The organism is Longimonas haloalkaliphila, from assembly GCF_055379825.1.
In genome coordinates this window covers 3,013,363-3,025,445 of sequence record NZ_AP043948.1, presented here as the reverse complement: position 1 = coordinate 3,025,445, position 12,083 = coordinate 3,013,363, and the positions used below count along the sequence as shown (strand labels likewise).

The following is a 12,083-nucleotide window of genomic DNA, read 5'->3' as shown; positions in this document are numbered from 1 at the left end:
AGAAATCATAGGCGATTCCGCCTCTGGCGCACCTACACTGAGTGCCGTGGTAAGTAATACTAAGCTTAAAACTAAACCAAATATTTTGGCTCATGTTAGCTCGCGGCTGAACAATTTTGGCTTAGATTTTTGCAAGGCTATAGCCAACGTGTTTTCATCGATGTGTTTTCATCGATGTGTTTTCATCGATGTGTTTTCATCGATGTGTTTCCATCGATGTGTTTCCAAGAACAAGCGCTTTGCCCGCTGCAATGATTGGCTTCCCGATTGATGAGCTTCTGAGCGAGGACGAGTGTTATCAGTATCTGAAGCGGTCGCTTCACCCGGAGGGCCTGTCCTGTCCGAACGGACATGCCCTGCCTGACGACCAGGCTCCCCACGATCGCCGTCGGGCCCCGGTGTTGGACTACCGGTGCCGAGAATGTGGGTCGGTGTTCAACATTTTCACCGGTACGGTCTGGTCAAAGACCCAGTACGACTGCGCTACCATTGTGATGCTTCTTCGAGGATTTGCAAAGGGCATTCCGACCAAATGGTTGACCGATGAGATGGATTTGGCCTACCCGTCCGTGCTGAAGCGACGTCACCGGATTCAAGAGGCGGTTCAGAACGGAGAACGCGTCGGGCTTCCTGAAAGACGTCCTCAAGGGCTTCCTGAAAATCGTCCAGAAGGGCCAGAAGAGGATTCAGAAGAGGGGGCTGAACCCTCGGATCAGGAAGTTGAAGTCGATGAGATGTATCAACATGCGGGGGAAAAAAGGAGATCCGCATCGCGATCCCAATGATCCCCCGCGACAGCGAGCGAACAAGCAGCGCGGACGAGGAACGTATGCCAATGACTGCGTACCGATTGTCGGGCTGGTCGGTCGTGAGACTGGATCGGCCCGCTTCCAAGTTTGCCCCGACACAACAACCGCAACGCTCCAGGAGGTCGTTACTGAAGAAACTGGTGAAGAGGCGCTCATTTACACCGATGAAAATCGTTCGTACCTATGGCTTGAAGATGAGGAGGAACCGCGAGAACGGATGGCGATCAACCACTCCACCGGTTGGGCGGCCGACCGGGATGGAGATGGAATTCGGGAGGTGCACGTGAATACGATCGAAGGCATCTGGACCGGCTTACGGAACCGACTGCGGCTGTTTCGAGGCGTACACAAAGACTACCTATCCGGGTATGTCGCGATGTTTGAGTTAGCCTTCAACCACGACCATGTGAGTCCTGATATCCTACAGCGGATGTGTGGACTGTAAGCTTCATCACAGACTTAACATGAGCCAATATTTTATACATGAGAGCTTTGATTTTATGATCAATGTAGGAAGAAGCGCATACTGAGATGCTTTGCACCATGCTGTTAGTAACATCCCCCCCACGGTTGGTTGTCAAGTCAATAATGTAACGAAAATTTGAGGATGATTTGTCGGAACGCCTATTTGTTGCGGAATAAGGTTCGACTGCTTTAGCAAGTCTACGCGGCAACGAATCGAGACCTGCATCGACTAATGCTCATGCCATGCAGCGCGTTTGCGAAAAGATTGGCTTCGAGATCATCTATCCCGATGACCACGCCGATGAGATGGTGAAGGCGGTGCTGAAGCCGGCGTAACGCTGCGCTGCCGGTCTGGCATTTCCGTTCGTGGGGGGACACGGCGCTGTGTCCCCTACGAAGGAATCCTCAGTGTGCAGCCTGCCGTATGTTGCATCCATCCGGGCGCCGCTACTGCCCGCACCCTCGCATCCCGATTCACAGATACCCATGCTCATCGTATGACCCGTGCCCTTCCGATTCGCGACATTACCCTGCACGTTCGCGACACCGAAACCGACGGTCCGCCCCTGCTGATGGGGCCCAGCTACCTGCTCACGCATCGCGTCTTCGACACGCTTATCGATGCGCTTAAGGACGACTATCGCTGCATCACGTGGGACTGGCGTGGACAGGGGGCCTCGGGGGTGCCCGACGATGGCTACGGTATTCCAAGCCTGGCTGCCGACGTAACGGCGCTCATGGATGAACTCGACATCGAGCAGGCCACCTACCTCGGGCACTCGATGGGGGGATATGTGGGCTTTCGGCTCCTGCTCGACCAGCCGGAGCGTATCTCGCGGGCGGTGCTCATGAACACGCAGGCGCAGGCCGAGTCGACGCTGGGCCGTATGAAGTACAACGCACTCCTCAAGATCGTGGAGACCACCGGGTACGGACCGGTCATCGACCAGGTGGTGCCGCTGCTCTTTGGCGCGTCGTACCGCGAGGAACACCCTGAAGCTATGCAGGAGTGGCGTGCCCTCATGAAGGGCAACTCGACGACCGGCACCGCCCGACTCGGTCGCTCCATCTTCGGGCGCGATAGCGTCCTGAGCGAGCTTGGCACCATCCCAACCTCCGTGCTGCTGGTGGCTGGCTCCGAGGACGAGGTCGTTCCCCTCGACAATGTGCGTGCCACCAACGATGCGCTGCCCAACAGCACGTTCGTGATTGCCCCGGGTAGTGGACACAGCACCCCGGTCGAGCATCCCGATACCGCTCTCGATGCCATCCACCGTTTCTTTGAAGAGACTGAGGCTGTGTAGGTAGGCTTGCCATGCTTGATATCCTGTCCTTGGTGTGCTGCCCTGCGTTAGTCGCTCCGGCGCCGAGACCTGGACTACCCCGCCCTTCGGGCACTCCTCCTTACTGGGCACGGGCCCGGTAAGAGGGAAAGCTACGTCGCAGGGTTCTTAGCTCTACTTTTCATTTCACCATATCGTCCTGAGCGGGGCGTCGCATACGGGTATCATATGGGTAGCATACGGGCATACTGAGGGGCCAACAACCGCTGCCGGGGCGCTGTACAATAGCATGCACTGGACCCCTCACAAACAGCGCTTTGCTATGCAACGCATTGCGGACATACAATCCCTTATCGACGGCATTGTACACTGGGAGACCCAGCAAGCCCCTAACGGTGCGGACCTGACCGTAGACGAGGTCTTTCGCGTGACGGGTCCGGGCCAGCTGGACTTTGGCGGGAGCGAGTTTGCCGAGGCGCCGCGCGAGCGCCTTGCCCCCACGAAGTCTGCCCCCGGCGACAGCTACGGCTGGTGGCGGCTCGACCAGGGGACGTACATCGTCCGTTACAACGAGGGGCTGCAGCTTGCAGACAACCAGCACGCCCGGCTCACGCCGCTGCGCCGCCTCCTGCTGGCCGGGGCCGACCACGCCACCCGTGTGCTGAACGAGACCGAACGTCCCCTCGAAATGCTGCTGACGGTAGGCGCGGGGGGCTGTGACCTGAAAGAAAATTGCCGAATCTCGCGGGTAGAGGTATTCACGGCTGCATAGGACGACACGCACACCGAACAAATGGGCTGCGCGTGAGGAGCTGGAAGCAAGCCGGGGCGCACCGCACGGCTGGGTGGGGCGTAGCGCAACGGCAGGACGTGCAGGTCTGAGACGGATGCCTGGAGCGGGCAGGACGTGCGCATCCCTTCAGTGCCTATTGCAGAACAACCCTTGGGTGGCTTAGCTGCGATGCCGGAAGGCGAAGGCGATGGCAAAAAAAAGTGCCTGCACCAGAATAATGGCGGCACCGCTGGGCCAGTCGAGATAGAACGAGAGGAAGAGTCCGCCTACGGCGGTGGTGGCGCCTACGGCCATGCCGGCGAGCGTCATGACGGCGAAGGAGCGGGCATGCAGCCGGGCGGTCGCGGCCGGGATGACGAGGAATGCGGCGACGAGGATGGCCCCTACGAGCTTGACGGCAGCCACGATCGTGACGGCGATGCAGGTAACGAGGATCAGGTCGTCGCGGCGTACGGGCACGCCGTCGGCGCGGGCGAGGGTGCGGTCGAAGGTCGCGTAGGCCCATCGGGGCCAGAGCGGAGCGAGGGCAGCGGTGCCAGCTGTGAGCACAAGCAGTGCAGCCACATCGAACGACTCCACGGCGAGGATCGAACCAAACAGGTAGGTGAAGGCGTCGGCGGTGTACTGCTGCCGATACGAGAGGAGCACCACGCCAAGGGCGATAGCTACGGCGAAGAGAATGCCGATGGCCGTGTCGTTGGTGAGGGCGCCACGATCGCTGATCCAAGTGATGGCCCACCCTACGAGCACGGTAAAGGGTACCGCTACCCAGAGCGGCTCCGCACCAAGCAGGAGTCCGAGTGCTACGCCGCCGAACGCAGCGTGCGAGAGGCCCACGCCCAGAAAGCTCATGCGGCGCTGGACCACGAACGCGCCGTAGTAGCTGGCCAGAAGGCCAAGGCAGACGCCCACGATGAGCGCGCGCTGCATGAACGGGTACTGGAGTGCTTCAATCATGAGCGGGGCCTCCTCCTTGCAGCATAGCGTGGGCGTGTCCGACGTGCCCGAAGGCTTCGCGTAGCGGGTTGGCGCCAAGGGCTTCTTCGGGCGGTCCGTAGCTCACGCAGCGCTTGTCGAGCAGCAGCACGCTGGTGGCGTGGTGGTAGGCCGCGTTCCAGTCGTGCGTTACCATCACGATAGTGGCGCCGTGCTGGGCCTGGTAGGCGTCGAGCAGCTCGTAGAGATCGGCGGCGCCGGTGGCATCTACGCCGGTGGCGGGTTCGTCGAGCAAGAGCAGCTCGGGCTCGTGCACAAGACAGCGCGCCAGGTAGACCCGCTGCAGCTGTCCGCCTGAGAGGTCGCTGAGCAGCGAGGTTGCAAACGAGGCCGCGCCTACGGTGTCGAGTGCGGCGCGGGCCCGCTCGGTGGCGCGCTGCGAGCGCCAGAACGGCCACTGGTGCGCGAGTCCGGAGCAGACCAGGTCGAGCGCTTCAGCGGGAAAGGTGCGGTCGAGCGTTTTCACCTGGGGCACGTACCCGATGCGCGGCGCATCGCGCCCGGTTGTGTGGCCGAGCACACGCACGCGCCCCTCCGTCGGCTCAATGAGTCCGAGCAGCACGTGCAGCAGTGTGGTTTTGCCGGCGCCATTGGGACCGACGACCGCGACGAACGACGCAGGGTCGACCGTAAGCGACACGTCGCGCAGGGCCGTCTGCGCACCCCGCTGCACGGTCAGACGATCGATCTGAATGGGCGGAGGCGAGGCGGCCATGGCAGCGGGGGCGGCAGCGGAGACGAGAAGAGACGCAAGCGGGCTACACAGGTAAGAAGCTACGCGGTAGCCGGGACGGTTTCTCCGTCGGCGGTGCGTAGGGGATACGACGCTTCGATGTCGCCATCGGCCATGCGACGCAGGGTGCGACGCAGCAGGCGGCGTCGGAAGGCGCTCAGGTGGTCGGTGAAGAGTACGCCCTCAAGGTGGTCGTACTCGTGTTGCACCACGCGGGCCAGCATATCGCTCATCTCATACGACTGCTCCTCGAAGTCGCGGTCGAGGTACTCGACCTGCACGCGATCGGGACGCCGAACGCTTTCGCGCACATCCGGAATCGAGAGGCAGCCCTCTTCAAACTTCGACGTGGCGCTGCTCTCCCAGGTAATTTCAGGGTTGATGAACACCATCGGCTGGTCGGGTACCTCAATGCCCTCGGCCCGCAGATCGTCGGCAATAGGCAGCAGGTCGACCACAAAAATGCGCTCGGTGCGTCCTACCTGGGGCGCGGCCAGCCCCAGCCCGTTGGCCGCGCGCATCGTGTCGATCATGTTATCGATAAGCGTCTGCACCGCCTCGGTATTTTCGGTAACCGGTTCGGTGTCGCGCCGCAGGGCGTCGTGGCCAAATACGTAAATGGGCAGAATCATCAGGGGGGTGAAAGCTGGTGCTCATAAAAAACGCAGAGACGATACCGCCACGGCCGTGCCTGGGGCCGGTGATATCTGTAGACTAATACCTACAGCACAGGCAGTAGATTCGCGGCCGACGGTAGAGCCCCTATGCACGCCCGTAATCGTCCTCAAGGCGAATGATGTCATCTTCGAGGCAGAGCCCGAGCTGCGTCTCGATAAAGACAAACGGCTCGTCGTTTGGATTGGTGACGCGGTGCACGTCGCCGATGTCGATGACAACGGCATCGCCAACCTCCATCTCTACGATTTCGTCGTTGAGCGTCACTTCAGCAGCGCCCTGCACGGCCACCCAGTGCTCTTTGCGATGCTCGTGCTTCTGTAACGACAAGCGCTGCCCCGGGTGCACCACAATGCGCTTTACGCGATAGCCCGGCTCGTTCAAGTACTCCTCCCAGCGTCCCCACGGACGGTTGTCGGCATCCAGTAGCATAAGTCAAAAACAGGTTAGGTTAAAAAAATACAGTCATAAAAACAGATTCGGGTGGTGCAGTATCGGTGAAGCAAGATCCCCGTGCAAGGGGGCGGCTTCGTTCTTTCGATGAAAATAAAGAGGGATGCGCGGGATTGGTGGGGCAACGGGGCGTTTCTGCCGTGCTTCTGCATCGCTGCGGCCTCACAGAAAAGGCCTCTCGGGTGCATAGGCTGTTGCCGGGGGACAGGTTTTCGCGTGCCCGGAGCAAAATAGACCCGGAGCGCGCCGAGCCCTCTCCTGCTCAGCTGGCGGACACGTGCCGGATGCAAGGCGCTGCCGTGTGTGTAGAGACGTGCGCCTGTGAGTAGCCCTGCCAGACTTGTAGGAGACCTTTCTACGTCTGCCGACGGGCGTCGGCATACGCTCAAGGTGACATCGGGCGTGCATTTTCCGGAGTTTTTACTGTGAGGAAGCAGTACAAGCGACTGACGTGCCGCTGTGTGCCCCTGATTTAGGCTGTCGCGCGATCCTTTCATCAGAACAAGTCACCCCGGCCACCGAGCCTGGGTCCCCTCATTCTCGACCGCCACTGATTCCCCTCCTACCGGGCGCGAGTCTGGAAAGGAGGGAGGCCGAAGGGCGGGGTGGGCCAGGCCGGGGTAGTCGCGTAGCCTGGCAGTCACGTAGGGGGGCTGTTTAGCTTGCAGCGTAGGAGCGCACGCCGGCGGTATCCACCATCAGGTCAAACAGTTCGGTGTTGCGCACAAAACTGCCGAGCGTGTCGCTGCCCGGACCGATTGCCAGCAGGGGCACATAGTCGGAGGTGTGCATGCTCCCGATCCAGTTCACTGCAGTGTAGTTAGCCTGCAGCGCCGACAGCACCGCCGAGGGGCGGCTGCGCGGACGGTAGGCGGCTTCGTACTCGCCACGTAGTGCCTGCTGCAAGATCTCGGCCTCCTCAGTCGAGAGGTCAATGCTGCTTGCCGCAGCGATTCGCTCCTGAATCGCGTTTACCGAGCTGTTGTCGTCAAGCTCGCGAAAGGCCCACTCGTTAGAGCGCTCAAAGTCGGCAATGCGGTCGAACATCGGGTTGGAGTCGTTGTAGCCGTCGCCGATGCCGTTGAGTCCAGGATTGGCGTTGCCGTGGTCGGTCGTGATGATGACGAGCGTGTCATCGCGGTTTTCTACAAAGTCAAGCACCGTACCGACGGCATCATCAAAAGCGACCTGGTCGTAGATGAGTCCGGCTGTATCGTTGGAATGCGCGGCGTGGTCGACGCGCCCGCCCTCAACCTGCAAGATGAACCCTTCCTCGTGGCGTGCCAGGCGCTGCAGGGCGGCGTCGGTCATTTCGGCCAGAGAGGGAACGGCACGCCGCAGCGAGCTGATGTTCTGGCGGTCGATTTCGTACGGCAGGTGGCTGTCGTAGAAGATGCCGAGCGTTTTTTCCGCATCGGCTACGCCTCCGAGGTCATTGCGATCGCGAATAACCCGGTAGCCCGCGTCGGTATACCCTGCGTAGAGATTGCGTCCGTCGTCACGCCGGTCGGGGGCAAAGTGGCGTCCGCCCCCGCCCATGAGAACATCGTACCCGCGCTCCAGGTACTGCGTGGCAATTTCGTCTTCCATCCACCGGCGCGGCACGCTGGCCCCGAATCCAGCGGGTGTTGCATGCGTGATGCGGGTGGTGGTTACGAGCCCGGTAGCCTTGCCCGCATCCCGAAAAATCTCACAGATGGTGCGGTAGGACTCGTCACTGGGCGAGGTGTTAACCTGCGTGTTGTTGATGCGATGGCCCGATCCCCAGGCCGACGCCGACGCAGCCGACCCGGTTACAAGCGAGTTCAGCGAGGCGACATCCATATACGCCTGCCGGTCGTAGGACTGATTGCGGTAGAGGTCGACCCAGTGAGAGGTGCGGTCGTGGTGGCGTTGCAGGAAGTGGTCGGCCATGGTGAGCGTACCCTGGCTCATGCCATCGACCACCAGAAAAATGACATTCTTCGCATCGCCGGTGACGTCGGCTCGTGGACGTACGGCGCCCTCGGCGGCGGTGCCGTTGCTGCCCCACAGCCCCATGCCAAGCGCTGCCGACGACAGCGCAGTGCGTTTCAGGAAGTCCCGGCGTCCGAGCGTGGACTGCTCAGAGGTAGAGTTGTCTGAAGAAGATGGTGTCGAAGAGGCTTCGGTGGGTGAGGCATGGGGGTCGGAGTGGTCAGTGTAGGCCATAGAGAGGAGGCTTTCAGAAAACTACATACAGGGAGGAAGCCCGCACAGCGCCAGAGGGACATAATATATGCCAGCGCGGGACGCGTTATGTATGACGAATGCCACGCGTGGATTTACGTTTCGGGTTGTGGCTATGTTAAATATGAGGAGTTAAATGTGGGGGCGCTGAACGGGGGAAGTGTACCGTGCTCATGCAAAACTCCTGTGCGATACAGATGCGATACATAGAGGCGCCGAACTTTCCCCCTGTGCATCGGGTTATTTATCGTTGGCTACCGCCCACATGTTGACAATACGCGTACTTTGACCTGACACTTTCCATTATGGCCACGGCTGAGAAGAAAACCACAATCACGGATCAGCTGCGCGCGCTCATTCGCCTGCAGCACATTGACAATCGCATTGACCGTATTCAGAAACTACGCGGCGACCTGCCCGAAGAGATTGAGGATCTTGAAGACGAGCGGGCTGGCCTGCAGACGCGGCTCGACAACTATGAGCAAGAGCTCAAAGAGGCCAAAGTAAACAAGCGTCAGTCCGAAACCGATATTAAAGAGGCTGAGGGGCTGGTTGACAAGTACGAGGAACAGCAGATGCAGGTGCGTAACAACCGTGAGTACGACGCGCTCACGAGCGAGATCGAAACGCAGAAAGAGCGCATTGCAGAAGCACGCGAAACCATTGAGCGGGCTGAGAAAACAATTGCCGCAAACGGATCGGCCATCGAAGACACGAAGGAGAGTCTCGAAGACCTCGACAGCATTCTCGAAGAGAAGCGTGAGAAGCTTGACGAGGTAGTAGCCGACACGGAGGCTGAAGAGAGTGCGCTTGAAGAGGTGCGCGCCGAGGCAGAGGAGCAGGTTGACGAGCGCTACCTGACTGCCTACTCGAAGCTGCGCGATCGCCTGCGCGACGGACGGGCAGTGGTGCCGCTGCACCGGGGCGCCGCTGCTGGATTCGCCGTACCTCCGCAGCGCCAGGTTGAGATCCGCAAGCGCAAGCGCGTGATCGTCTGTGAGCACACGGGGCGCATCATCGTCGACAAGGAGCTGTACGAAGAGACTGCGGAAGAAACCAACGAGAACCTGGATCTCGATACGGGAATCGATACAGCTATGTAAGCCGTCGGGTAACCGGATCAGGCAATAGATACAACCAGAAGCAAAACCAGAAGCAAAACAAGGCCGGCACGATAGCACGTTTTGGTGTGCGCTCCAGAGCATCGCTCCGTCGCCCTTCGGGGGGGCGGTGAGGAAAGTCCGAACACCACAGGGCACTGTGCTTCCTAACCGGAAGGCGTGCGGCTGCTGAGGCAGCGGCACGACGGCACGTGCAACAGAAAGCTGACCCGCCGATGGCCGCGGCGTATGCTGCGGCACAGGCAAGGGGTGCAAAGGTGAGGTAAGAGCTCACCGGCACAGGGGGTGACCTCTGTGGCCAGGCAAACCCCACAGGGTGCAAGGCCAAGCAGCGTCGCACCGCAGCTTCGGCTGTGGATACAGCGGCCCGCTGAATCCGCGACGCGGGTAGGCCGCTTGAGCATGCGAGCAATCGCATGTCCAGATAGATGGTGCTTCCAGTGCCCCAGCCGTTGCGGCCGGTAGGGCGCTGCATACAGAATTCGGCTTATCGGGGCGCATACCGCCGCATGTCATTGTGAAAGGAGGGCCGCCTCTTGGCCTAAGGGGGCGGCCCTTCTTCTTATGGTAGCATGCGTATGCTGCCGAGGAGCGTCTGGTAAGACGTGTGATGGACTCATTCTGCTTTCACCAACGGCTCTGGCCTTGATGGATGAAGTCTGTGTACTCTTGAGGTAACCTTTGCGCTTCATAACAGCAGGACCGAAGACCGCGCCCCAATGCCAGGTTACCCCAGCCCCGCACTTCGACTGTGCTGAACTTGATTCAGTAATCAGGGGACTCAGCGTGTCCGTGTCTGTAGAAATAACAGCCTGCAGTATGAGCACGTAGTCGGCGTGAGGCGGCAATTCTGTGCAGGTTTCTACCAATAGGTTAATCTGCCATAGGCCAGTCTGCCTCAAGCAGAGATGCGCGAGATTGTGCTCCTCGATCTTCTACCGGAGACCAGCCCGAAAAGAAGGGAGGTCCGAAGGGCACGGTGGTCCTGCCGGGGAGGGTGGTCTTACGAGCATGGGCTTGTATGTGCGGGCGCTCGGTTCTCAAGTTGTGGACAGTACCCGTATGGGCCGCGCTGCTAACCCTGTGGCCAATCTTCATCCACCGCGTTTACCAGCCTCAGATCTAAGTCCGGTATTTCGCTTCGCGCAAGGCGGCATGGTAGGGTAGGTAAACCAGGGCGTAGGTAAACCAGAAAACCCTTCCTCCCGAATCGGAAGGAAGGGTTCTGTAAAAGTGGGCAGTGGCTGTGTGCTCCTTCGTGCGCAGGCTCATGTGCGCAGGACGCAGCTGCGCGAGAGGCAAGCGCGCGATGAAGGGCAGGTCTGGGAAAGGCAGGCCTGCTGTGTCCGCTGCGTGCGCAGGGAGACGCTGCAGGGGGGCGCGTACGCAGTACATGCCCGGTAGACTGTCAGGTCAGCGCCCGCGCGCTACACGCTCTGTTGGTTGAGATAGCCCCTACTCATTATCCGGGAGAGGTGCCGGACCGTCGCCGCCAGGAGCAGCAGGCATCTGCTGTTGCTGCTGCTGAGGCGCCTGCTGCTGGATGATACTTTCCTCGGGGCCCTGCGTCTGGATCAGGAAGTTGATCAGGATACAGAGGACAATAAAGGCTGTACCCAGCACCCAGGTTACCTTTTCAAGCAAGTCGGGAGCTTGACGCGTACCCAGCACCTGCCGGGTGGCCCCACCAGAAGCAATACCGGCGAGTCCCCCGCCCTGTCCGCTCTGCAAAAGAATAACAATCACCATCACAACCGCAATCAAGGTGATGATGCCGAGGGTGACAAAAAACAGAAACGACATTACAGCCTTACAATTCGTGTGTAAAATCAGCGTTTTACAGTCAAGAGCAGCGATGCCCGCCTGCCCGCACTGGTTTTTTAAATCGGACGTGCTATTATCGCGTATCCGTTACATGCAGCACATTCGTATGACAAAGCGGCCCGCTTGTTCACGGATTTGTTGTCTCTCGCTCAAAAGTTCGCATCCGCCTGCTCCAGAACGTAGTGCACGCGGTTCAGCGCAGTGATGGTTTTCATGTCAGACAAGGTTCCGTTGCGTGCGCGAGCCACAGCCTCTGTGAAAGGCAAACGCACGGGCTCTATAAACTCATCGTCTGTGAGTTCCATGTCTCCCTGCGTCAGGCCCCGCGCGATGCATACGTGAATCATCTCGTTGCTGTATCCGATGCACGGATAGAAGGCGCCAACGTGGGTAAGCGTATCCGCGCGAATTCCTGTTTCTTCCTTGAGCTCGCGCCGGCCCACATCTTCAGGCGATTCGTTGTCGCTGTCGAACTTGCCGGCAGGCACCTCCAGAAAGGAGCGCCCTGTTGGAAAGCGAAACTGCCGCACAAGCACGGTGGAGCCGTCTTCAAAGATCGGAACGATTGCCACAGCACCAGGATGGTCGATCCATTCGCGGGTAGCGCTGCGACCGTCGGGCAGCCGTACCTCGTCGCGATAGACATGAAGTAGCTTGCCGTTCAGTAGCTCTTCGGAGGAAAGGGAAGTCTCGGTAAGATCGGCCATGGGACAAGATTTCGGA

The 12,083-nt window shown here is 59.9% G+C and carries 12 protein-coding genes and 1 other RNA gene; 6 read left to right on the top strand and 7 right to left on the bottom strand.

Features of this window, described 5'->3' with window-relative positions; translation table 11 throughout:
- The first annotated feature begins 251 nt into the window (after window positions 1–251).
- From ACZ48V_RS11840 to ACZ48V_RS11825, 4 genes are all read left to right on the top strand, one after another.
- Complete coding sequence (locus ACZ48V_RS11840; protein ID WP_464538271.1) at window positions 252–785, top strand: transposase; 534 nt, start codon at window positions 252–254, stop codon at window positions 783–785.
- On the top strand, window positions 745–1,254 hold the full coding sequence (locus ACZ48V_RS11835) for a transposase (protein ID WP_464538270.1): 510 nt from the start codon (window positions 745–747) through the stop codon (window positions 1,252–1,254). Before ACZ48V_RS11840 ends, ACZ48V_RS11835 begins: the two co-directional genes overlap by 41 nt.
- A gap of 517 nt (window positions 1,255–1,771) precedes the next feature.
- Window positions 1,772–2,578: an alpha/beta fold hydrolase gene (locus ACZ48V_RS11830; protein ID WP_464539400.1), complete on the top strand. Its 807-nt coding sequence runs from the start codon at window positions 1,772–1,774 to the stop codon at window positions 2,576–2,578.
- A gap of 301 nt (window positions 2,579–2,879) precedes the next feature.
- A complete protein-coding gene (locus tag ACZ48V_RS11825) occupies window positions 2,880–3,329 on the top strand; it encodes a dCTP deaminase/dUTPase family protein (protein ID WP_464539398.1) in 450 nt (149 codons plus the stop codon).
- Between the two features lie 180 nt (window positions 3,330–3,509).
- Here ACZ48V_RS11825 and ACZ48V_RS11820 read toward each other — a convergent pair whose 3' ends face one another.
- The 5 genes from ACZ48V_RS11820 to ACZ48V_RS11800 all read right to left on the bottom strand — a co-directional run bounded on the left by ACZ48V_RS11820 (window position 3,510) and on the right by ACZ48V_RS11800 (window position 8,397).
- Window positions 3,510–4,307 (bottom strand): metal ABC transporter permease, encoded by a 798-nt coding sequence (locus ACZ48V_RS11820; protein WP_464539396.1) that lies wholly within the window; start codon window positions 4,305–4,307, stop codon window positions 3,510–3,512.
- On the bottom strand, window positions 4,300–5,061 hold the full coding sequence (locus ACZ48V_RS11815) for a metal ABC transporter ATP-binding protein (protein WP_464539394.1): 762 nt from the start codon (window positions 5,059–5,061) through the stop codon (window positions 4,300–4,302). The genes ACZ48V_RS11820 and ACZ48V_RS11815 overlap by 8 nt, the downstream gene beginning before the upstream one ends.
- 59 nt (window positions 5,062–5,120) lie before the next feature.
- Window positions 5,121–5,711, bottom strand: coding sequence for a peptide deformylase (gene def, locus ACZ48V_RS11810; RefSeq protein ID WP_464539392.1), 591 nt, complete (start codon window positions 5,709–5,711; stop codon window positions 5,121–5,123).
- 130 nt (window positions 5,712–5,841) lie between these two features.
- Window positions 5,842–6,186 (bottom strand): phosphomannose isomerase type II C-terminal cupin domain, encoded by a 345-nt coding sequence (locus ACZ48V_RS11805; protein WP_464539390.1) that lies wholly within the window; start codon window positions 6,184–6,186, stop codon window positions 5,842–5,844.
- Between the two features lie 678 nt (window positions 6,187–6,864).
- Window positions 6,865–8,397, bottom strand: a complete 1,533-nt coding sequence (locus ACZ48V_RS11800) for an alkaline phosphatase (RefSeq protein WP_464539388.1) — start codon at window positions 8,395–8,397, stop codon at window positions 6,865–6,867.
- Between the two features lie 323 nt (window positions 8,398–8,720).
- Here ACZ48V_RS11800 and ACZ48V_RS11795 point away from each other — a divergent pair, with 323 nt between their 5' ends.
- On the top strand, window positions 8,721–9,518 hold the full coding sequence (locus ACZ48V_RS11795) for a zinc ribbon domain-containing protein (RefSeq protein WP_464539386.1): 798 nt from the start codon (window positions 8,721–8,723) through the stop codon (window positions 9,516–9,518).
- An 85-nt stretch (window positions 9,519–9,603) separates the two neighbouring features.
- Window positions 9,604–10,042: RNase P RNA component class A (gene rnpB, locus ACZ48V_RS11790), an RNA gene on the top strand.
- 949 nt (window positions 10,043–10,991) lie between these two features.
- On the opposite strand, the gene secG is transcribed toward rnpB, so the two are convergent.
- A complete protein-coding gene (gene secG / locus ACZ48V_RS11785; RefSeq protein WP_464539384.1) occupies window positions 10,992–11,339 on the bottom strand; it encodes a preprotein translocase subunit SecG in 348 nt (115 codons plus the stop codon).
- Between the two features lie 170 nt (window positions 11,340–11,509).
- Window positions 11,510–12,067: an NUDIX domain-containing protein gene (locus ACZ48V_RS11780; RefSeq protein WP_464539382.1), complete on the bottom strand. Its 558-nt coding sequence runs from the start codon at window positions 12,065–12,067 to the stop codon at window positions 11,510–11,512.
- Window positions 12,068–12,083: the final 16 nt, after the last annotated feature.